This window comes from Streptomyces sp. NPDC005761 (genome assembly GCF_040630635.1).
In the GTDB taxonomy this organism is placed as follows: Bacteria; Actinomycetota; Actinomycetes; order Streptomycetales; family Streptomycetaceae; genus Streptomyces.
Genome location: NZ_JBEXXX010000053.1, coordinates 23,432 through 44,170 on the forward strand (window position 1 = coordinate 23,432; position 20,739 = coordinate 44,170).

A 20,739-nucleotide genomic window follows, 5' to 3' on the forward strand; every position below is an offset into this window, starting at 1 on the left:
CATGAAGCCGGGAGAGTGCAGCCGGATCGGCCCGCCTTTTGGACTCCCGAGGCGTGCTCAGGCCCTCCGCAGTCCCGCGGCTTCATCGCGGGCCCGGGTCGCGGCCGGGTGGTCGCCGGCCCGGGTGTGCGCGGTGGCCAGGGTCTCGAGGGCGACGGCGAGCCAGGTGTGGGAGCCGATCTGTCGCCAGAGCCTGACCGCGGCCTCGGCGCGTCTGCGGGCGAGCGCCGGGCGACCGGCCGCGAGTTGTGCCTCCGCGAGGGCGTACAGCGTGGCGGCCTCGCCCCAGAGGTTGCCGAACTCCCGGTACGTCCACAGGGTCTGCGCGAGCAGACGGCGCCCTGTGTGATGCTGGCCCTGGCGGACCAGGACGTCCCCGAGCCAGCAGGCGGCGTGAGTGGCGGTGAGGCGGTCGCCGAGGTCCGCACTGATCGCGACCGCCTGCCGGTAGGCGTCGGCGGCGGCCGGGTAGGCGCCGAGCGCCCGATGGCTCTGGCCCAGACAGCGCAGGGCCTGGGCTTCCCCTGGCCTGTAGCCCGCGGCCCGGCTGGCCTGAAGGCACTCCGTGAACCGCTTCACGGCGGCTTCGACACGGCCTTGCTCGAGGTCGATGACGCCGAGGCCGTTGGTGGCGTAGACGAGACAGTTGACGTTGCCCGCCTGCCGGGCCAACTCGGCGGCCTTCTCGAAGTGGAACACGGCCGAGGAGTACTGACCGACGAGCCTGTGCACGTACGCAAGCCCGGCGGTCGCCCCCGCTCGGTAGGTCGGTCCCTGCCCTTCGGCGAGCACCAGCGCCTGCTCGAAGTGGTTCAGCGCCTCCGGGTACCGGTCGAGAATGGTGGTGAGTTCACCGAGACAGCGGTGGAGCTTCGCGGCGCTGTGCCGGTCGCCGCTGTTCAGAGCCGCCTTGAGCGCCCGGTTCTGCAGCCGCTCCCAGTCATCGAAGTGGCCGCCGACCTGGAACAGGGTCGTCAGGGCGGCGGCCAGTCCGGCGGCGGGTTCGGCTTCCGTTCTGTCCAGTGCCTGCTCCGCCACGTCGATGAGGAACTGACGCTCGTCGGTGAACCACGCCAGCGGGTCGGCGAGCAGATGACCGGTGTCCGCCGGGGAGAGCCGCCAGGAGGCCAGTTCTGTCTGCGAGATGCCCTGGAAGTCGACGCTGAGGGTGTCCGCGGCGAGGTCGGCGAGGTGGAGACTGGCCCCGAGCAACCGGGTGAGTGCGGCCGTGCGGTCCTGGTGATGGACGTCGTGATCCGCGCGTTCCCGGCCGAACAGCCTTACCAGGTCGTGCAATTGATAGCGGATTCCGGTGGTGCCGATCGAGCGGATCTGCACCAGGTGCACCTCGACCAGATCATCGAGGACGGCTTCCGCGTTGCCCAGGTCTACGTCCAGCAGTGCGGCCAATGCCCAGGGTGTGAAGTCGGGGCCGGGCAGCAGGGCGAGCATCCGCAGCGCGTGCTGTGTCGGCGCGGCCATCTGTCGGTAGGTGAGTGCGAGGCTGGCCCGCACGGCGATGTGGCCGACGGCCAGCTCGTCGAGCTTGCGCTCCTCGTCGGCGAGGGCGCGGGCCACGTGGGCCAGGGGCCAGTGTGGTCGTGCGGCCAGTCGCGCGCCGGCTACCCATACCGCGAGCGGAAGACCACCGCAGGTCTCCACGATGGAGCGGGCTGAGCCGGGCTCCGCGTCGGTCCGCTCCGGACCCAGCATCTCGCGCAGCAGGGCGAGCCCGGCCTCGAAGTCCAGCACGTCCAGGGGGAGCCGGCGGCAGCTCAGCTCCGCCAGCGTTGTGCGGCTGGTGACGACGGCGGCGCACCGCGCGCCGCTAGGCAGCAGGTCGCGCACCTGTGGGGCCCCGGCTGCGTTGTCCAGGACGACGAGTACCTGCCGTTGGGCCAACAAGGAGCGGTAGAGATGGATGCGTCCGGTCAATTCCGCGGGCACCGTCCCGCCGCGGACGCCGAGCGCGCGGAGGAAGGCGCCCAGGACCGTGAACGGATCGGCCGGCTCGTCGCCGAAGCCGCGCAGGTCCGCATGCAGCTGACCGTCCGGGAAGCGGGAGGCGAGCCGGTGGCCCGTCCGCAGGGCGAAGGCCGTCTTGCCCACCCCGGCAGGACCGCTGACCAACAGGGTGAGCGGCCCCGGCCCGTCCGCGCCCAGGAGCCGGCAGGCCTCGTCCACCTCGCCGTCGCGGCCGACGAACAGGGAGAGGTCCGCCGGCAGCAGCCGGGGAACGAGCTGCCGGCCCGTGACGGGGTTCACCACAGCGCCGCTGCCATCTTCCGCTTCCTCGTCGGCAGACGGCACGTCGACGAGGGCGGCGGCCGGATCCGGATCCCCGGACAGATCCGGATCCCCGGCCAGGATCCGACCGTACAGTTGCCGCAACGCCGCGCCAGGGTCGACCCCCAGCTCGTCGGCGAGTCGCCGCCGGGCGCGCTCGTACTCCTTCAACGCCTCCGCCTGCCGTCCGCATCGGCACAGGGCGAGGACCAGCTGCCCGATCACCCGCTCGTCGAGCGGATGAGCCTCGGCCCGGGCCACCAGCTCGCTGACCATCTGATCATGCTGCCCCATCCGTAACCGGACCTCGACCAGCTCCAGTTGGGCGGCGAACCGCTCACCGTCGAGGAGCTGGCGCTGCGCGTTGAACCAAGGGGCGTCCATTCCGGCGAACGCGCTGCCCCGCCACAGCCCCAGTGCCTCCCGTCCCAGCGCCTCCGCCTGTTCGTCCTCAGTCGCCCGCATGGCCCGGCACGACAGGTTCCGGAAGCGGTGCAGGTCCAGGACCGCGGCCTCGCCGAGGTCGAGCACGTAGCCGCCGGACCGGCGGACCAACCGGACGCCGTGCGGCTCCAGCCCGCGGCGCAGACGGGACAAGTAGGCGTAGAGCGTGTCCCGGGCCCGGTGGGGCGCACGGTCGTCCCACACCCGGTGGAGCAGCTGGTCGGCGGGCACCGGGCGGCCGACGTCGATCAGCAGGGCCGCGAGAACGCACTGCTGCCGCGCATGCCCCAGGGCCACCGGCTGCCCCCCGGCCCATGCCTCGAGCGTGCCCAGTAACCGGAACTCCAGCATGCCCTGCTCCCCTTCACGCCGGTACCGACCCAGAAGGCACCACTGTGACCTGCCGCGCAAGGTTTCTCGCAAGGTTCTCGCAAGGTCGGCCGTACATGGTTGTCGACGTGTCCAGAACCGGGCGGCCCGCCGTCCCGGACGGCCTGGCGGTGCACCGGCATCGCCCGGTCACCTCACCGCCGACGCTGCGCGCCGATCCACCGGAGATTGCGGGACAGCCCGAGAGCTTTCATGAGGTGTACGTCGGCGCGGTCAGGCGTTGTGTCGCAGCCGCGCCCAGTTGACAGGAGGTAGGGATGAGGAAGCTCGCACAACTCACCATGGCGGCGGGTACATCCGTCGTCCTCGTCTTGGGAATGACAGGGTCGGCGTCCGCGTCGGCATGGACCAGCACCCCGTACGCGGACGCAGGGTTCATGAGCTACGGAGACGACATCTGGGTGGACCACCGCGCGTCGGGCGGCAACAGCATCGTCTGGTGGTCGACGGATTACGGCCGGACGGGGTCGTGCTCCAGTTCCGGCGGCGAGAAGTGGTGTTACTACGACATGCGAGAGACCGGCACCGTCACCATCCAGCTCTGCTCCTACCCTCCGTCCTACCCGCAGGGTTGGTGCGACCTGGAGCAGGTCTCCACCATCGGGAACGAGGCGGGCTGACCCCGGTCGGGGAAGGCTTCCGGAAAGACGGCGGTGGACCTCGGCGCCTGGCTCTGCTTCGAGGACGAAGCCGGTCAGGGGCTGAGGCCGCGCCTGGGGCCCGAGGCCACACTCCCGTCGTGCGGGTCACCGCCGGGGACACCAAACGCGTCTCCATGGCGGCACTGATCTGCACGAAGTCCGGCCATCAGCCCCGGCTGATCTACCGTACCCAGCTCGACCGCGGCCCCGCCGAAGGCCGCCGCAAAGGCTTCACCGAGGCTGATTACGCACGCCTGCTCGACGCCGCGCACCAGGTCGAGGGGGTCTGGTCGCACCTGAAGCGGTCCCTGGCAAATCGCACCCAGCACAGCCTCGACCAGTTCACCGCGCTGGTGAAGACCAGGCTCAAACGAATGCAGTATCGCCCCGGCGTCATCGACGGTCTGGCCGCCAAGACCGGCCTCGACTTCCAACCGCCGTAACCTCAGCCATTGGATCTCCTAGAAGGTGAAGTCCTCGGGCGCACCTTCGCCAACGCGGCCATCGACTGTCTCGCGAAGGATGTCCGCGTGGCCCGTGTGCCGCGCGTACTCCTCAATCATGTCCAAGAGCATGTCCCGGACGCTGGGCGTGCGACCGTCCGGCCAGGTGAAGGACGCCGGTCCGTCGAGCCCGCGCTCCTTGATGATGTCAGATACGAGCTCGCGCGATCGCTCGACAGCGTCTCGCCACACCGTGTAGACATCATCCGGGGAGTCCAGGGCCCCGGTGCGCCATTCCCAGTCGGGGTCGGCGTCGAAGTCCACGGCGTCCCAAGGGGCGCCGTACTCGTGACCGGCCAGCTTCACCGCCAGCCAGTCCGCCTCGACCAGGGCCACATGTTTGACCAGGCCACCGAGCGTCATCGAACTGGCGGCCGTGGTCGCGCGCAAAGCCTCCTCGTCCAGCCCTGACGTTTTCCAGGCGAAGGTCCGCCGGTTGCGCTCGAGAACTGAGCGCAGGGAATCCGCCTCAGCGAGGACCGCAGACGGGTCAGGAAAGGGAGTTGACTCGCTCATGACCAGGAGCATAGTCGGACGCGACCCTCGGCTTCCGTTTACATCCAGCGACGATACGCAAGTGGCATCCGGACCTCATGGAACGACCACGCCCGGCATGCCCCCCCGGAGCTGGATCTCAAATCTCAGCAACGCCCACGATTAGGGATCTCCAGTGTCCTGAGGCCGGCAAGAGCACGCTGCTCGTGCTTGGAGCGGGTACGACCGCCCCCTGGGAAGGGCAGGTCTGTTTCGGCGAACTGCGGTCCACCAACGGCAGGGCTCTGCACGACCACTGAGCTGCCCTGAGTTTCGTGGAGGCCGGTCTTTGTGGTTTCAGGCGGTAGGTGTTGTCGGGTGGGAACGGTGGTGCTTGGCCTCGAATTTCATTGGGTGGGAGATAGCCCAGGGCGGAGTGCAGGTGTTCGGTGTTGGGTCCGCCGACCCACTGAAAGACCGCTGGTTCGACCTCGTCAGCGTCGCGCCACGGGCCGTGGGGGTGGATGGCCCGTCTGGCCTGCCACCCTGACGGGCGCGGCTACGCCAGTTGCACGCGCCCTGGCCGAAGGTCAGCACGAAGGCGTTCGTGTCATGGAGCCTCTGCCAACCCCTGCTGACCGTCGAGCACCGCGAGCGCGGCATCGCGGGCTGCGAGATCGGCAACCCGCCGGCCCGGCACCTCCCCGCGTTCCAGCGCCTCGGCCGCCACAACTCCACCATCCACGCCGGTGAGGCGGGTCGGCGCCGAGTCGATCCACGATGCGGTGCAGGTCTGTGGCGCCGAGCCCGTCGGCCGCGGGGTGCGCATCACCGACGAGATCACGGTCCACGACGACGGGACGGCCACGCTCGGCCACTTCGCCTCGTACGTGCGCGACAGCCGCATCGCGCTGGAGGTCTGCCCAACCTCCGGACGGGCGCGGCGAAGTCGTACGACCCCCACCCGATCGACCTGCTGCGCCGCCTCGGCTTCCACGTCACCCTGAAGACCGACAACCGCCTGGTGTCCGGGACGGACATGAGTCCGGAGTTCGTGCACATGGCGGAGGCGTTCGGCTATGGCCCCGAGGTCTTGGAGAGTTCACGGTCGCGGCGGCCGAGGCGGCGTTCCGGCCGCTGCCGGAGCGGCAACGTCTGGTTTCCGGATGCCCGGGTAGCCGAGTGGGGCGTAAGGAGCCGGACAGGGGCGCGCGCCCCTGTCCGGACTTGGGCGGTGCTCAGTTGACGACCTTGAGCTGCTTCGGCCAGCCGTGCTTGTTCGCGGTGCGGAACAGCTCCGTGATGTCCTTGGGCGAGAGCTTGATGCAGCCCAGGGAGTAGTAGTCCCTGGCTCCGTCCCAGCGGTACGGGCTGTCGCCGTTCGTCTTCCTGCCCTGCTTGCCGCTGGGGAGCATCTCGCTGTGGATGAACAGCGCGTCGCGCACGACCTTGCGCTGGCCGGGCTTCGGCTTGCACCACTTGTTGGAAACGGGGATGGCGTAGCCGTTGATGCCCTTCTTCCCGCCGTTCTTCCTCGTCGTCTGCTTGCCGACGTTGTACGTCCCGGTGGGCAGCCATCCCGCGTTCTTGGCGCACTCGTTCGTGCTGCCGTTGCCGGATCCGGCCCGCCAGCCGTCGATCTTCCGGTCCTTGCCCGGCTGGCTCTTCACGTAGTACAGCCGCGACTTGGTGGGGTCGGACCAGTTCTTGTCGAAGAGGAAGTAGTACTTGCTGGTCTTGCCGGCGGCCTCCGCGACGGCCGGTGCGTCGACGGCCGCCACGCCAGCCGGCGCCGCCTGGGTGGGCTGTGCGACGGTCATGACGCCGCCCGCCAGCAGCACACCTGTCAGGGCCGCACTCGTGAGTCGGTTCACTGTTCCGCTCCTTCAGTTCTCGGAAATCCCCCGCGTTCGTCGGGGAGCAACTCGATACTGAATGGCCGATCCTGTGCGAACCTTGGGGAATCCTTGGCCCGCTGGTCATGCCGTGCGCTGGACAGCATGTGCGGCCGGGGGAGAAGAAACGGATGGACACTGAGTAGGGCGTGCTCGGCTCCGTCGAGGCACGCAATGCCGGCAGACCGGTCGGCCTCAATCCCGCCCGCCGGCCGTGCGTCCTCGCGGTTCTGGGCGCCGAGGCCAACCACCACGCCCCGGTCGACGAACTCACCTGACGGATCTGGGAACACAGCCCTCCGCGCGAACCCCGTGGCAGCCGGTACAGCTACCTCTGCCGATTACGCCGCGCCTCGGCGACGGGGACACGCGCCGCGATCGGCAGACGGGCGGCCATCTCCTGACCGTGGATCCGGCGGCCGTGGATCTGCACCGTTTCCCTGACCTGCTCGCGCGGGTGCGCGCCGCTACCGACGCCAGAGACATCCACCGATCGGCCGCATCCGACTCGGCTGGATCGCCGCCTGGCACGGACAATCCCAGATCAGCTCGATCCGGGCTGCCGAGGCAGCCGAGGACGTGAGCCTGGGCCGCGTCCAGGGCGCGGTGTGCGCGCCCGCGAGGTCCTTCTCGCCGGCCGGCACCGGCTGCACCGCCGCCCGGACGGGACCGCAGGTGGTCTGATGCATGCACCGGCCGGCGGCTCAGCCGGCCGAGCGGGCGGCCAGATCGAGGAGCTTCTGCAGGTGCAGGCCGTGGGCCGCGTCGATGCCGGTGCCTATTCCGGTGCGGACCGCGGTGGCGAACTCGCGTCGGAGGACGGGCCAGCATTCCGCGTGATCGATGCCGTCGGTGTCGTAGACCAACTCCTTTTCCCGGCCGAAGAGTTCGACCCGGGTTCTGGCCTTGGGGAGCTGAACGCAGCCGGAGAGGGACGCTTGGCTGACGGCGCCGTTCTCGTGCTCGCAGGTCAGCTCGACCCAGCGGCGCGGGTCCCCGGTGGCCCGTACGGAGACGATGGGGGCGACCGCGGTGTCCAGGATGTCGAGCAAGTGCGGGCCGAGGTCGAGCAGGGCGCCGTGCTCCAGCCGCCAGGAGGTGGCGAACTCCCCGCCGAGGAAGGCCCCGTGCAGGTAGCAGGAGCGGGCTCCCGTCACGTCGTGCCCGGCCGCCTCGGTGAGGAAGGCGCGGGTGACCGGGTGGAACCGCTTCGTGAGGACGAGCTGGGAGATCACTCCGTGTTCGGCGACGGCGTCCGCGACGCCGCGTGCGGTGTCGAGGCCGGCGCCCAGCGGCTTCTCCAGGAGGAGGGCGCGGCCTGCGGCGGCGGCGCGAGGCGCGAGGGTGGCCTGGACTGCGGGCGGCACGGCGAAGGCGACTGCCTCGCATGTGTCGATGAGTTCCTCGAAGGAGCCTGCCACCGGAGCCCCGTAGGGTGCGGCGACCTCGGCCGCCGCTTCCGGGCGGCGGGCCCAGACCCCGGCGAGCATCGTCTCGGGTCCGGCCGCGAGCATGCGGGCGTGCATGGCGCGGGCCCACGGGCCGGCGCCCACGAGGCCGACGCGGACCGGTTGACTGGTCCAGGCGGGCGCGAGGGGGGTGGTGCTGGGCATGGTGTTCTCCGTCGGTGTGCGGTGTGGTGCGATCGGCCGCCGGTCCGGTGGGGCGTGCCGGGATCCGGCCCCGGCCGGCTCAGGCGCCGGTCGTGGCCCTGGCGAGAGCTGCGAGGCGGGCGTCGGCGCGATCGGGGGAGTACAGGTGGTCGATCACCATGCGGGCGGCTCCGACCAGGGCCGCCCGGTCGCCCAGTTCGGAGGTGACGACCTGGAGGTGGGCGGTAGTGCGGGGCATGGCGCGCTGGTAGATGAGCTCGCGTACGCCGGTGAGGAAGGCGGTTCCGGCCAGATCGCCGCTCAGCATCAGCACGCCGGGGTTGAGCAGCGTGACCACAGTGACCAGGACCTCGCCGACGCGCTGTCCCGCCTCCCGGGCGAGCCTGACAGCGTCGGGCTGGCCTGCGGCGAGGTGTTCGCGCACGTCGGACCCCGACGCGGTGGGCACACCGGCCGCGGTGAGCTGGCCCGCGAGGGACCGGCCGCTGGCGACGGCGGCGAGGCACCCGTAGGATCCGCACATGCACAGGGCGTCGAGCCGGTCGTGCAGGCGGATGTGGCCGATGTCGCCCGCTCCGCCGTCGACGCCCCGGTAGACCTCGCCTTTGACCACGACGCCGGCGCCGATTCCGGTGGACGCCTTGACCAGGACGAAGGCGCTGCAGTCCGGGTGGCCGGCCCGCTGCTCGGCCAGGGCCATCAGGTTGGCGTCGTTGTCGACGAACACGGGCAGCGGCCCCGCGGCCGGCATGGGACCGACGTGCTCGGTCCAGGCCTCGCGCAGCCGTTCCCGCACGGGAAAGCGGTCCCAGCCGGGCATGATCGGGGGCTGGATGATCCGGGCGGTCTCCCAGTCGACCGGCCCCGGCACGGAGAGCCCCACGCCGCAGACCCGCTCGGCTCCCACGCCCGCCTCGGCGAGCAGTGGGACGAACCAGCGAGCCAGACGGTCCAGGGCGATGTCGGGGCCGTCGGCGATGACGAGGGCGCCGGTGTGCTCGGCCAGGACGGTGCCGGCGAGGTCGAGTACGGCGACGCGGGCGTGCCGGGTCTCCAGGTCCGCCACCAGTACCACTGCGTGCTCCGGATCGAACTCCAGCCGGGCGGAGGGCCGTCCGCCCGTGGAGGTGCCGGTCGCGCCGCGCAGCCAGCCCGCCCCGAAGAGCTGGTCGAGCCGGTGCCCCACCGTGGAGCGGGACAGGCCGGTCGCCTGCTGGAGCTCGCCGCGCGTGGTGGCCTCGCCGCTGCGGATGAGCTCCAGCAGATGTCCCGCGCTGGCCTGGTTTCCTGACATCCCCGTGGTCCTCGCTCTGTTGGTCGCGCCCGTGCCTGCCCCGAGGGGCTGTGGTCTCTCCCGCCGGTTTTTCCGGCCTCTGCGGTCAGCCCTTGTCCGCACCGCTGGTCAGGCCCTCGGTGAGGAGCCGTTCGGCGGAGAAGAACAGGAGTACCACAGGGATGGTGAGCACGACCGATCCGGCCATCAGTACCGTCTTGGACACCTCGATGCCGTTGGCCAGTTGCTGGAGGCCGAGCGAGACCGTCCACCGGTCGGGGTCGGCCGCCAGGAAGAGGAGCGCGAACAGGAATTCGTTCCAGGCGATCATGAAGACGTACAACCCGGTGGCCATCAGGGTCGGCAGGGCGAGCGGCAGGATGATCCTGCGTACGGTCTGGAGCCGGGACGCCCCGTCGATCGCCGCCGCCTCCTCGATGCTGAAGGGGATGGTGACGAAGTAGTTCTTCAGCATGTAGATCGAGACGGGCACGGTCTGCGCGATGTAGACGATGGCGAGCCCGATGAGACTTCCCGACAGCCCCATCTTCGCGAACATGACGAAGAGCGGCACGGCCAGCAGGGTGGCCGGGAAGAGGTAGACGGCCAGGAAGAGTGCGCTGATCTGGCGGTTGCCGAAGAACTTCAGTCGGCTGACGGCGTAGGCGCCCGGTACGGCGGCGGCCAGCGTGAGCAGGACCGTGGCGACGGCGACGAGCGCGGAGTTGAGCAGCATGCCGAGGAAGCCCTGGCCGCCGTCCTGCGAGGACTTGAGGACGCTCTCGTACGTGTCGAGCGTGAAGTCCTTGGCCGAGACCCAGAGGTTGCCCGGGTCGAGGAGCAGTGCGTCGATGGGCTTCACCGACAGCATCAGCATGTAGTAGAAGGGCACGATCGTGATCGCGGCGAGGAAGGCGATCACCACCCAGCGCATGACGCCGAAGAACCGATCCTCGAACTGGGCGCGGGTGGGCCGGTTCCGCCGCGGCGCGGGCAATGGGCGTGTGGTGCGCTTTGCCTGGTCGCGGGTGAGCGTGGGGGTGGCGGTCATGCCGACTCCTCCTGCATCTTCTTGCCGAAGAACTTGAAGTAGACGCCCAGGAGGACCATGAGCACGACGGCGAGGACGAGAGCCTGGGCGGAGGCGGCCCCTACGTCGAACCGCGAGGTGAGGAAGTCGTAGACCCGGACCGCCACCACGTCCGTGCCGGAACCGCCGCCGGTGAGCAGGTAGATGTCGTCGAACTTGTTGAACGTCATGATGAAGCGCAGGACGGACAGCAGGGCGATGACGGGCATCAGCTGCGGCAGCAGGATGTGGCGGAAGCGCTGGGAGAGTGTGGCGCCGTCGACCTCGGCGGCCTCCTCCAGGCCGGCCGGAACCGCCTGGAGGCGGGCGAGCATGAAGAGGAAGGCGAACGGGAAGTAGCGCCACGTCTCGAAGGCGATGACGGTGAGCAGTGCCAGCGGGATGTCGAAGTGGATTCCGAGGAAGCCGACTTCGTAGGACCGGGTGGAGAGGAAGGCGATGGGGTCGTCCCACCCGAAGAGCTTGCGGCCCCATTCGTTCACTATGCCGTACTGGGGGCTGAGCGCGACTTCCCAGACGAAGGAGACCGCGACGACGGGGGCGACGTACGGCAGGAGCATCGCAGCCCGCAGAACGCCCCGTCCGCGGAAGGGCCTGCGCAGGGCGAGGGCGGCGATCAGTCCGAGGACGACGGAACCGGCGGTGGCGCCGACGGTGTAGAGGAGCGTGGTGCCGAGGCTGCTCCAGAAGCCGGGTGAGCCGAAGACCTGGGAGAAGTTGTCCAGGGTCCAGCGGCCGAAGAGGCCGTTCTCCTGGATGTCGACCAGCTTGGCGTTCTGGAAGGCGAGCAGGACGGTCCACAGGATCGGCAGGATGACCACGACCAGGACCACGAGGAAGGTGGGGGTCACGAAGGCGAGCCCTGCGCGGTTCTCCCGCCTGCTCGTGCTCTGCGGTGGGATGCGGCGCTTCTTCGCGCCGCTCGTGATGGTGCTCATGGGACGGTTACCTCATGGGGGAGCGGCGTGGGGCTACTGGAGGGACTTCTGGAGGGCGGTCACTTCTTCGTCGGCCTCCTCGGCGGCTTCGTCGGGTGACACCTGGCCGCTTGTCATCGCGCCGATGGCCTTGGCGACGGGGAGCTCACCGTTCGTGGCACCGACAAGCGTGCCCTGCCCTTGGGTGAGGCCCCATCGCTTCATGCCGCCGACGCCGCTGACCAACTGGTCCAGGAGCGCCGGGGGGTAGGCCTTCTGCATGGACTCGCGGTGGTCGACGCCCATGACGCTGGAGCGCCAGGCCTGCTCGAAGGAGCCGGGCTTCTGCACCGTGCCGGTGCGGACGGGGATCTTGCCTTCCGGGGCCATGCCGAACCAGTCGGCGTAGCCCTTGCCCATCATGTACTCGATGAACTTCTCGGAGGCGCCCGTCTCGGCGGTCCTGGTGACGGCCCACGAGGTGATCTCGCCGAACTGGGCGGGTTCCTTGCCGTCGGGGCCCTTCAGAGAGGTGACGACACCCGTGTTGCGGGCGAGGAACTTGGGGTCCTTCTTGCACTCCGGGCAGCTGGGCAGCGCGTCCGAGCGCAGGCCAGCCAGTTCGTCGAGCAGGAAGGACGACCAGACCATCATCGACGACTTGCCGGCGAAGTAGGTGGCGCGGGTGGTGTCCACGCTCTGGGTGCCGGGGGCTCCGTGGCCCCGGGCAAGCTGGTCGTACGCCTTGAAGGCGGTGCGGCACGCGGGGGAGTCGAGGGCGGGCTTGCCCGCCTCGTCGACCAGCTGGCAGCCGTTTGCCAGGGCGAGGTCCTCGAAGCTCTGCTGGGTGAAGACGTCCGAGGGGTCGGTGGCCAGCGAGATGCCGTCGCGGCCTCCCTTGTCGAGTGCGGCGGCGGCCTTCAGGGCGCTTCCGTAGTCGTTCGGTGCCTCGAGTCCGGCCTTGGCGAACAGGTCCTTGCGGTAGACGAGGATCTGGAGCCAGGCGTCGGAGGGGACGCCGAGCCTGGTGCCACCGTCGGAGGTGAGCGCGAGCGCGTTGCTGTTGAACGTGTCCGGTGCCAGGTTCTGCACGATGCGGTTCGCGACCTTGGTGTTCAGCAAACCGTTGCCGTACATCTGCCAGACCTGGCCCATCGGAACCGCTCCGATGACGTCCGGGAGCTTGCCGGCCGCCGCCGCGGACATGATCAGCTGCGGCAGCTGTGCTTCGTCCACACCCACGAGGTCGACCTTGACGCCGCTCTCCTTCTCGAAGCGGCTGATGACCTTCCTGGTCGCCGCCATCCGCGGCGGCAGGTTCTCCTGCGACCACACCGTGATCCTGTTGTCGGGCTGCTGCGCGCCCGTGCTGCCGGAGCAGCCGGCCAGCAGGCCCCCGGCCAGGGTCGCGGCGAGCCCGAACAGGGTCGCCCTCGACCGTCGGGTCGTTATCACCATGCTCTGTCCTCACGCCGCTTATGCACTTACCTGATGCATCTCAGCATCACTTTTGCTTGTTGACAAGACATAACTCTGAGATATCTTCGACTGAAGTCAGCGAGCAACACCCTTCAAGCGCTATCGGAGCTCCTCGTGGAACGCGTCGTTCAGTTCACCGGCCCCCGTCAGGTCGAAGTCGCCGAGCACGGAAGCGCTCCGCTGCCCGCCGGACATCTGCGAGTCCGCACCCGCTACTCCGGCATCTCGGCAGGGACGGAACTGACCGCCTACCGCGGGACGAACCCGTACCTCACGCGCACCTGGGACGCCGAGGCCCGAATCTTCCGCGACGGAGCGGCCGGCATCGAGTACCCGGTGGCCGGCTGGGGCTACTCCGAGGTCGGCGAGGTCGCCGAGGTCTCTCCCGAGCTCGTCGGCACCCCCGGGATGCCGGTCGTCGGCGATCTGGTCTGGGGCATCTGGGGCCACCGCAGCGAGGGCATCGTCCCGGCCGAGCGCATGGTCGGCCACACCCTGCCCGCCGGTCTCGAACCGCTGGCCGGAGCCTTCGCCCGGGTCGGCGCCATCGCGTACAACGCGATCCTGGCCGCCGACATCCACCTGGGCGAGGACGTCGCCGTCTTCGGTCAGGGCGTCATCGGGCTGCTCACCACCCGCCTCGCCCAGCTCAACGGTGCCCGTGTCACCGCCGTCGACGCCCTCGACGGCCGGCTCGCGACGGCCCGTGAGTACGGTGCGCGCCACACCCTCAACGCCCGTACCGACAGCGTCGCCGAACGCATCCGGGAGGCCACCGCAGGGTCGGGCGCCGATGTCGCCATCGAGATCAGCGGGGTGTACCCCGCCCTGCACGAAGCCGTCCGCTCCGTCACCGTCGGCGGCCGGGTCGTGGCATCAGGCTTCTACCAGGGCGACGGCGCCGGGCTGCGCCTCGGCGACGAGTTCCACCACAACCGGGTGCAGCTGATCTGCTCCCAGATCGGCGGGGTCCCCCCGCAGCTGGCAGGCCGCTGGACCGTCGAGCGGCTCCAGCAGACCTTCCTGTCGCTGGTGGCCGAGGGCCAGGTCGATGTGAAGCGCCTGGTCAGCCATGTCGTCCCGGTGGCGGAGGCCGCCGACGCGTATGTGCTGCTCGACGAGACGCCCGCAGACGCCCTCCAGGTCGTCCTGGAGTTCTGAGTCCGGCGCACCCGGCTCCGACTCCGACTCATCCATCAGAATCCCGAGCGCCCTCCGCCGGCGCCGAAAGGCCCTCCCATGCTGAAAACCGCCTGCCAGGAACAGCTCCTCCCCGGCGACACGCTCCAGGACAAGTGGGCCTTCGCCCAGGACGCCGGCTACGACGCCGTGGAGCTGCGGTCCAAGGGTGACTTCCACTTCCGTGACCGCCTGCCGGAGCTCAAGCAGGCCCTCGCCGACGGCGTGGTCATGCCGACCGTCTGCGTCGACATGCTGCACTTCTTCGCCGCGTTCGACGACGGCCTGCGCCGCGACGCGCTGGAGCAGATGAAGTCGCAGCTCTCCGTCGCCGCCGAGATCGGCGCGCTCGGCGTGCAGACCCCCGCGTCGTACGGAATGTTCTCGCGCAGGCTCCCTCCCTTCGAGCCGCCGCGCACCGAGGAGCAGGACCGCGAGGTGCTGCTGGCCGGTCTCTCCGAGCTGGGTGAGCACGCCCGGCGGGAGGGCGTCACCCTCTACCTGGAACCGCTCAACCGGTACGAGGACCACATGGTCAACCGGCTGGACCAGGCCGTCGACCTGATCCGCACGGTGGGCCTGGACTCCGTCCGTATCGGTATCGACAGCTACCACATGAACATCGAGGAGGCCGACCCCTCGGCCTCGATCCTGGCGGCCGCCCCCTACATCGGGCACGCCCAGGTGAGCGACTCCAACCGGTTCCAGCCCGGCGCCGGCCACCTCGACTGGCCGGCCTGGACCGGCGCCCTGAACAGCATCGGCTACGACGGCTACCTCGCCGTCGAGTGCCGGCTGACCGGCGACCCCCTGGCGGCCGTGCGGGCCATCCCGGCGTTCCTCCGGAGGTCCGGCGCGTGACCTCGCTTCTCGAGACCCCCGTGCCCGCCGCCGCCGATGACCTGACCCTTCGGCGCGGCGCGGCACGGGTACTCCTCACCAACTGGACGGGCTCCTCCACCGTCCCCTCGCACGGCCTGTATCCGCACCAGTGGAGCTGGGACTCGGCCTTCATCGCGATCGGCCTGCGTCATCTGTCGGTGCGCCGGGCCCAGCGCGAGCTGGAGAGCCTGCTGGGCGCCCAGTGGGCCGACGGGCGCGTCCCCCACATCGTGTTCAGCCCCGAGGTACCCCTCGACGCGTACTTCCCCAGCCCCGACTTCTGGCGCTCCTCCACGGCCGGTGCCCCCTGCGGAGCGCCGGCAGGCACCGAGACGTCCGGCCTCGTGCAGCCCCCGGTACACGCTCTCGCCGCCTGGCTCGTCCACCGGGCCGACCCGGAGAGCTCACGCAGTCGCGGCTTCCTGCCCCGGGTGTACGGCCGGCTCGTGGCCTGGCACGACTACCTCACGGGCCGCCGCGACCTCGGTGGCGGCGGACTCGCTGCCATGGTGCACCCGTGGGAGCCCGGCATGGACAACAGCCCCTGCTGGGACGGCCCGTTGCAGCGCGTCGAGCCGGCCGCGCCCGGTTCGTACCGGCGCGCCGACCTCGACCACGGGCAGGCTGCGGAACGCCCCACCGACCTGGACTACGGGCGGTACGTCCGGCTCGCCGCCGACTACCGGGACAGCGGCTACTCGGATGCGCGAGGCACACACGCCTTCGCCGTCGAGGACCCGTGCGTCAACGCACTGCTGATCGTCTCGGAGTACGCCCTGGCCCGGATCGCCGCCGAGACCGGTGCGGATCCCGCCCCCCACGCGGCGCGGGCGGCCCGTCTGACCGATGCCCTGGTGGAGCGACTCTGGTCGCCCGCCGACGGCATGTTCCTCTCCCGGGACCTGGTCGGGGGCGAGTTGATCCCCGAACGCAGCGTCGCCGGGCTCGTCCCGCTCATCGTGCCCGGCCTCCCTCAGGACTTGGTCGACGCGCTGCTGCGAACGGCCCGGGGCAGCGCATTCCTGCTCGGCGAGGCGCCGATGGTGCCGTCGTACGACATCACCGGACACGCCTTCGACCCGTCGCGCTACTGGCGCGGTCCCGCCTGGTTCAACACCAACTGGCTGCTGGAGCGGGGGCTGCGCCAGTACGGGCAGCACCGGACGGCGGCCGCTCTACGGGCGGCCATGCTCGAAGCGGCGGGCGCCAGTTCCTTTGCCGAGTACGTGGACCCGTTCACGGCCGAGGCCCGCGGCACCCGTGCCTTCGGCTGGACCGCGGCCCTCACCCTCGACCTGCTGGCGGAACGACCGGCCGACGACACCGTCTCCCCGGACACCCCCTCGATCGGAGTGCGCACATGAACGACGTGGATCCCGTCGCGGACACCACCCTGGTCCGCGCGGGCACCTTCGCCGTCCTCGGGGCCGACGGTGGTGTGGGCGGCCGTCGCGGCACTTCCCCCGACGGGCTGTTCCACCGCGACGCACGGCATCTGAGTCGGTGGACGCTGATCGTCGACGGTGCCGTGCCGGAGGTGCTGGTGCCGTCGGCCGGCGATGCGTCCGCCCTGTGCGTGCTCACACCGCCGGGCACCCGGGACGAGCCGGCAGCGTACACCGTATTCCGGGAACAGGCCGTTTCCGCAGGCGTGCTGACGGAGTGTCTGCGGCTGGTCAACAACCGTCCGGTACCCGTCGACGCGGCCCTCTCCCTCATCACGGACGCCGACTTCGCCGACCAGTTCGAGCTGCGGTCCGACAAACGCCGGTACGAGAAGGAAGGCGCGCTGCGCACGGCGAGTGTTCAGGCGGAGGGGGTCACCTTCACCTATGCGCGCGGCGCTTGGCTGTCGCGTACGGCCGTCCGCTCGTCTCCGGCCCCGGCCGCGGTCCGACCGGTCGGGGCGCCGGACACCGCCCACCAGTTGGACTGGCACCTGACCCTGCCCGCCCACGGAACGGCCCAATTGATGCTCACCGTAACGGCGTTCGCCCACGGTGCGCCCGATCCGGCCCCCGTCAGCTCCCCGGCCGAGGCCGTCGCGGAGCACGTGGCGGACACGGCGGCCTTCACCGCCACCCCGTTGCCCATTCCTCCCGGCGCACCCGAAGGGCTGGCCGACGCCTGCGCCCGCGGCCTGAGCGACCTGGCAGCGCTTCGGGTCCCCGCCACCGGCCCGGGCGGCGAGCGCGTCCAGGTGCCCGCGGCGGGAATCCCCTGGTTCCTCACGCTCTTCGGGCGGGACTCGCTCTTCACCTCCCTCTTCGCGCTGCCCTACCGGCCCGAACTGGCTGAGGGCACCCTGCACGCCCTCGCGGCGACCCAGGGCACGGAGTACGACGCAGACCGCGGGGAACAGCCGGGGCGCATCGTCCACGAGATCCGGCACGGCGAACTCGCCCACTTTCGGCAGGTCCCCTACGGCCGCTACTACGGCTCGGTCGACGCCACCCCGCTCTTCCTGGTGCTCCTGGACAGCTATACGGAGGCCACCGGCGACCCCGCCCTCGCGACCCGCCTTGAAGAGCACGCGCGGGCTGCCGTGTCCTGGATGTTCCGCGACGGCGGCCTGGACGCGAGCGGATACCTCGTCTACTCGCCCGACCCGAAGGGCCTGGTGAACCAGAACTGGAAGGACTCCGAAGGAGCGATCTGCTTCCTGGACGGTTCCCAGGCCGAGGGCCCGATCGCCGTCGTGGAGGCTCAGGGGTATGCCTACGACGCGCTGGTGCGCACCGCGCGGCTGGCCCGCTCGGTGTGGGACGACGACGCCTACGCCGACCGGCTCGACAGCGCGGCCGCCGGTCTGCGTGACAGGTTCCTGCGGGACTTCTGGATGTCCGGTCCCGACTTTCCGGCACTGGCCCTGGACGGCCGGGGCCAGCAGGTCGACTCGTTGGCCTCGGACGCGGGGCACCTGCTGTGGTCCGGCATCCTGGACACGGCGCACGCACAGCGCGTGGGCCGGCGCCTGCTGGAACCGGACTTCTTCTCGGGCTGGGCCATCCGTACGCTGGCGTCCGGCCAGGCGGCATACCACCCGCTCTCGTACCACCGGGGAACTTCCTGGCCGCACGACAACGCGGTCATCCTGCTCGGCCTGGCCCGCTGCGGGCTGAAGGAGGAGACGCGAAAGGTCGCCCTCGGCCTGCTGGAAGCGTCCGCCCACCACGGCCACCGGCTGCCCGAGGTCATGGCGGGCTACGCACGATCCCAGCACCCCCGACCGGTGCCGTACCCCCACTCCTGCTCACCGCAGGCATGGGCGGCGGCGACGCCCCTGGCGGTGCTCTCGGCACTGCAGGAGCACTGAAACGGACGAGGCCATAAATTCGCTGACCCAGGACGCTCCGGAACGCAGGTGGCGAGGCCGCTTCGTCCCGACAGCGGGGCACGGGGGCTCTACGAGTTCGGGTGTTGCCCTGGATTTCGAAAAGATGCGTGCCCGCAAGAGCCTGCTCAAGCACCTGGAGTCGCTGCCGCGGCCGCATCGCAGTAGCACGCCCGAGTCGGGTTCGAAGTCATCTCAGGGACCGCGAAAGAGAGGCTCAATGACGGCGGCGCCCTCCTGCCGCTCACCGATCCAAGAACGAACCTTTCAGGAACAGCCGCATCCAAAAGCTCCCCAGAGGCGAATTCCTCATGTGAGGTCGTGACGGAGACCACCTGCTCCGGTGATCCGCGTCCCGGCCCGCCGCACGGCCGCTGGGGAGTTCAGCAGTCGGGCACGCCTCAAGGAGGGTTGATCATGACCGCATCGCGAATTCGTAACCGGCTGGTGATCGGGACCGCCACACTGGCGCTGCCGTTCTCGCTCGCCGCGTTCGGCGCCACGGCAACGGCATCCGACAGCACGAGCGGCCCATTCGGCCCCGCCTGTTCGTCGGTCCCCAAGAGCGGCTCCGGCTCGTTCGACGGCATGGCCAAGGACCCGGTCGCCACCGCGGCCTCGCACAATCCGGAACTGTCCACCCTTGTCACAGCCGTCAAGAAGGCCGGCCTCGTGGACACGTTGAACACCGCGAAGAACATCACTGTCTTCGCTCCCACGAACGACGCCTTCAAGAAGATCCCGAAGGCCGATCTCGACAAGGTCCTCGCCAACAAGACCGAGCTGACCAAGATCCTGACCTATCACGTGGTCGGTCAGAAGGTGGCCCCGGACCAGCTGCCCATGGGTGACTTCAAGACCCTTGAAGGGAGCCGCCTCACGACGAGCGGGTCCGGAGAAGAGTTCAAGGTCAACGACACTGCGAACGTGGTCTGCGGCAACGTCAGGACCGCGAACGCCACTGTCTACATCATCGACAGTGTGCTCATGCCCAAGAGTTGAGTGAGCAGCCGGTCCCACCTGCCCGCGGTGGACCGCTGACCGGGAAGCCGTCGCGGCAGTGGCTCCACGCCATCTGCCCCGACGCGTGGCAGACCGGCCCCCCTCGGCGGGTTCGATGCCGCGGTCTGCGGCCGCCCGACGGGCGCGTGACGGACACCCGCTCCGCTCACCCGGGCTTTGCGGCCGCCTCGTCCTCGACGGGGCAGCCCAGACGGCCCGCTACGGCGGTGAGCGCCGCGCCCAGCGGGAGCGCGATGCGGGTGAGGGCGTGCCGGTCGCCCCGGGTCGGGTCCCGGTTGACGATCAGTACCGGCTTTCCGTCCTTCTCCGCCTGCCGGACGAACCGGAGTCCGGACATCACGGTCAGCGAGGACCCCAGGACCAGCAGCGACGCCGCCTCGCGGACCAGACTGCGGCAGTGCTCGACCCTCTGTGGGGGCACGGCCTCGCCGAAGAACACCACGTCCGGTTTGAGGATGCCGCCGCATACCGTGCAGGGCACCACTCGGAAGTCACCCACCTGGTCGTCCGTGAGGTCGGCATCGCCGTCCGGGTTGAGCGCGGTGGCCACCGGCTCGAAGCCGGCATTGGCCTCCTCCAGCCGAGCGGCGAGTTCACGGCGTGGGCTGAGGGTGCGGCAGGAGAGGCATACGAGCCGGTCCAGGCTTCCGTGGAGTTCCACGACGCCCCGGCTGCCGGCGGCCTGGTGCAGGCCGTCGACGTTCTGGGTGATCATGCCCGAGAGCAGGCCGTGCCGCTCGAACGATGCGACGGCCCGGTGCCCCGCGTTCGGGCGGGCCTGCCCGAAGGTGCGCCAGCCGAGGTGGCTGCGTGCCCAGTAACGACGTCGGGCATCGGCACCGCCGGTGAAGTCCTGGTACGTCATCGGAGTGTGCCGGCTCAGGCTTCCGCCCTCACCCCGGTAGTCGGGGATACCCGACTCCGTCGACATGCCCGCACCGCTGAGCACCAGCACGCCGCCCGTACTCAGGGCATCGGAGACCGGCTTCAGATCCGTCGTGGCCGATGGCAGGTCCTCTGTAGGTGTCCAGCTCAGAGTGGGGCGCATACGCATGCCCTCCAGGGTACGGAAGAGGCTGCCATCACCTGCTTCCGCCGCCGCTGACGATCACCTTCTGTCACCGTTCGAGCAGAGCCCCCGGCACGCCGCCTACGACATCGGGCCCTGTCGCCCGCCGGTTCTCCAGGGCCCGGGACGGGGGTCGGCCGACCGCGCATCCGCGGGGGATGCAATCCGGAGGTCCGGGTCGGCAGCCGGCGGCCGGTGCCTGTCGCGGCCGTGCGTACGGGGCACACATCCCGCTGCCTCTGCCGCC

17 protein-coding genes and 1 pseudogene are annotated in these 20,739 nt (G+C 70.2%); 9 read left to right on the top strand and 9 right to left on the bottom strand.

Going from position 1 to position 20,739, the window contains the following annotated elements; genetic code table 11:
• Window positions 1–57: 57 nt before the first annotated feature.
• Entirely contained in the window at window positions 58–3,081 is a 3,024-nt protein-coding gene (locus ABZ434_RS32200) for a BTAD domain-containing putative transcriptional regulator (RefSeq protein WP_359144249.1), read from the bottom strand.
• A gap of 296 nt (window positions 3,082–3,377) precedes the next feature.
• Here ABZ434_RS32200 and ABZ434_RS32205 point away from each other — a divergent pair, with 296 nt between their 5' ends.
• Both ABZ434_RS32205 and ABZ434_RS32210 read left to right on the top strand, forming a co-directional pair.
• Window positions 3,378–3,740 carry a hypothetical protein gene (locus ABZ434_RS32205; protein ID WP_359144252.1) on the top strand — a complete coding sequence of 121 codons (363 nt, stop codon included), beginning with the start codon at window positions 3,378–3,380 and terminating at the stop codon, window positions 3,738–3,740.
• Between the two features lie 119 nt (window positions 3,741–3,859).
• The gene (locus tag ABZ434_RS32210) at window positions 3,860–4,204 is read left to right on the top strand and encodes an IS630 family transposase (RefSeq protein ID WP_359144255.1); all 345 of its coding nucleotides are present in this window, start codon (window positions 3,860–3,862) and stop codon (window positions 4,202–4,204) included.
• 18 nt (window positions 4,205–4,222) lie between these two features.
• Here the strand turns inward: ABZ434_RS32210 and ABZ434_RS32215 are convergent, their stop codons facing one another.
• A complete protein-coding gene (locus ABZ434_RS32215; protein WP_359144258.1) occupies window positions 4,223–4,780 on the bottom strand; it encodes a DinB family protein in 558 nt (185 codons plus the stop codon).
• A 592-nt stretch (window positions 4,781–5,372) separates the two neighbouring features.
• Between ABZ434_RS32215 and ABZ434_RS32220 the strand changes: the two are divergent.
• A pseudogene (locus tag ABZ434_RS32220) lies at window positions 5,373–5,899 on the top strand (adenosine deaminase); the annotation flags it as partial.
• 77 nt (window positions 5,900–5,976) lie between these two features.
• Here ABZ434_RS32220 and ABZ434_RS32225 read toward each other — a convergent pair.
• A complete protein-coding gene (locus ABZ434_RS32225; protein WP_359144261.1) occupies window positions 5,977–6,612 on the bottom strand; it encodes a L,D-transpeptidase family protein in 636 nt (211 codons plus the stop codon).
• 170 nt (window positions 6,613–6,782) lie between these two features.
• Here ABZ434_RS32225 and ABZ434_RS32230 point away from each other — a divergent pair, with 170 nt between their 5' ends.
• The gene (locus ABZ434_RS32230) at window positions 6,783–6,911 is read left to right on the top strand and encodes a hypothetical protein (RefSeq protein WP_359144264.1); all 129 of its coding nucleotides are present in this window, start codon (window positions 6,783–6,785) and stop codon (window positions 6,909–6,911) included.
• 426 nt (window positions 6,912–7,337) lie between these two features.
• Here the strand turns inward: ABZ434_RS32230 and ABZ434_RS32235 are convergent, their stop codons facing one another.
• From ABZ434_RS32235 to ABZ434_RS32255, 5 genes are all read right to left on the bottom strand, one after another.
• Window positions 7,338–8,246, bottom strand: coding sequence for a Gfo/Idh/MocA family oxidoreductase (locus tag ABZ434_RS32235; protein ID WP_359144267.1), 909 nt, complete (start codon window positions 8,244–8,246; stop codon window positions 7,338–7,340).
• Window positions 8,247–8,325: 79 nt separating this feature from the next.
• Window positions 8,326–9,540, bottom strand: a complete 1,215-nt coding sequence (locus ABZ434_RS32240) for an ROK family transcriptional regulator (RefSeq protein WP_359144271.1) — start codon at window positions 9,538–9,540, stop codon at window positions 8,326–8,328.
• A gap of 85 nt (window positions 9,541–9,625) precedes the next feature.
• A complete protein-coding gene (locus ABZ434_RS32245) occupies window positions 9,626–10,453 on the bottom strand; it encodes a carbohydrate ABC transporter permease (protein ID WP_359144324.1) in 828 nt (275 codons plus the stop codon).
• Between the two features lie 113 nt (window positions 10,454–10,566).
• Window positions 10,567–11,547, bottom strand: coding sequence for a sugar ABC transporter permease (locus ABZ434_RS32250; protein WP_359144275.1), 981 nt, complete (start codon window positions 11,545–11,547; stop codon window positions 10,567–10,569).
• Between the two features lie 33 nt (window positions 11,548–11,580).
• A complete protein-coding gene (locus tag ABZ434_RS32255) occupies window positions 11,581–12,984 on the bottom strand; it encodes an extracellular solute-binding protein (RefSeq protein WP_359144278.1) in 1,404 nt (467 codons plus the stop codon).
• A 135-nt stretch (window positions 12,985–13,119) separates the two neighbouring features.
• Between ABZ434_RS32255 and ABZ434_RS32260 the strand changes: the two genes are divergently transcribed.
• The 5 genes from ABZ434_RS32260 to ABZ434_RS32280 all read left to right on the top strand — a co-directional run bounded on the left by ABZ434_RS32260 (window position 13,120) and on the right by ABZ434_RS32280 (window position 19,402).
• Window positions 13,120–14,166, top strand: coding sequence for a zinc-binding alcohol dehydrogenase (locus ABZ434_RS32260; protein ID WP_359144281.1), 1,047 nt, complete (start codon window positions 13,120–13,122; stop codon window positions 14,164–14,166).
• A 78-nt stretch (window positions 14,167–14,244) separates the two neighbouring features.
• Complete coding sequence (locus ABZ434_RS32265; RefSeq protein ID WP_359144284.1) at window positions 14,245–15,045, top strand: sugar phosphate isomerase/epimerase family protein; 801 nt, start codon at window positions 14,245–14,247, stop codon at window positions 15,043–15,045.
• Window positions 15,042–16,430 carry a trehalase family glycosidase gene (locus ABZ434_RS32270; RefSeq protein ID WP_359144287.1) on the top strand — a complete coding sequence of 463 codons (1,389 nt, stop codon included), beginning with the start codon at window positions 15,042–15,044 and terminating at the stop codon, window positions 16,428–16,430. Before ABZ434_RS32265 ends, ABZ434_RS32270 begins: the two co-directional genes overlap by 4 nt.
• Window positions 16,427–18,382, top strand: coding sequence for a glycogen debranching N-terminal domain-containing protein (locus ABZ434_RS32275; RefSeq protein ID WP_359144290.1), 1,956 nt, complete (start codon window positions 16,427–16,429; stop codon window positions 18,380–18,382). The genes ABZ434_RS32270 and ABZ434_RS32275 overlap by 4 nt, the downstream gene beginning before the upstream one ends.
• 435 nt (window positions 18,383–18,817) lie before the next feature.
• Entirely contained in the window at window positions 18,818–19,402 is a 585-nt protein-coding gene (locus ABZ434_RS32280) for a fasciclin domain-containing protein (RefSeq protein WP_359144292.1), read from the top strand.
• 166 nt (window positions 19,403–19,568) lie between these two features.
• Here ABZ434_RS32280 and ABZ434_RS32285 read toward each other — a convergent pair whose 3' ends face one another.
• A complete protein-coding gene (locus ABZ434_RS32285; protein WP_359144295.1) occupies window positions 19,569–20,477 on the bottom strand; it encodes an NAD-dependent protein deacetylase in 909 nt (302 codons plus the stop codon).
• Window positions 20,478–20,739 lie beyond the last annotated feature (262 nt).

Bases quoted from the DNA above. Each gene is read 5' to 3' on its own strand.
- ABZ434_RS32285 (WP_359144295.1), bottom strand. From the start codon at position 20,477: ATGCGTATGCGCCCCACTCTGAGCTGGACACCTACAGAGGACCTGCCA.
- ABZ434_RS32215 (WP_359144258.1), bottom strand. From the start codon at position 4,780: ATGAGCGAGTCAACTCCCTTTCCTGACCCGTCTGCGGTCCTCGCTGAG.
- ABZ434_RS32275 (WP_359144290.1), top strand. From the start codon at position 16,427: ATGAACGACGTGGATCCCGTCGCGGACACCACCCTGGTCCGCGCGGGC.
- ABZ434_RS32265 (WP_359144284.1), top strand. From the start codon at position 14,245: ATGCTGAAAACCGCCTGCCAGGAACAGCTCCTCCCCGGCGACACGCTC.
- ABZ434_RS32235 (WP_359144267.1), bottom strand. From the start codon at position 8,246: ATGCCCAGCACCACCCCCCTCGCGCCCGCCTGGACCAGTCAACCGGTC.
- ABZ434_RS32255 (WP_359144278.1), bottom strand. From the start codon at position 12,984: ATGGTGATAACGACCCGACGGTCGAGGGCGACCCTGTTCGGGCTCGCC.
- ABZ434_RS32245 (WP_359144324.1), bottom strand. From the start codon at position 10,453: ATGCGCTGGGTGGTGATCGCCTTCCTCGCCGCGATCACGATCGTGCCC.
- ABZ434_RS32200 (WP_359144249.1), bottom strand. From the start codon at position 3,081: ATGCTGGAGTTCCGGTTACTGGGCACGCTCGAGGCATGGGCCGGGGGG.
- ABZ434_RS32205 (WP_359144252.1), top strand. From the start codon at position 3,378: ATGAGGAAGCTCGCACAACTCACCATGGCGGCGGGTACATCCGTCGTC.
- ABZ434_RS32280 (WP_359144292.1), top strand. From the start codon at position 18,818: ATGACCGCATCGCGAATTCGTAACCGGCTGGTGATCGGGACCGCCACA.
- ABZ434_RS32250 (WP_359144275.1), bottom strand. From the start codon at position 11,547: ATGAGCACCATCACGAGCGGCGCGAAGAAGCGCCGCATCCCACCGCAG.
- ABZ434_RS32240 (WP_359144271.1), bottom strand. From the start codon at position 9,540: ATGTCAGGAAACCAGGCCAGCGCGGGACATCTGCTGGAGCTCATCCGC.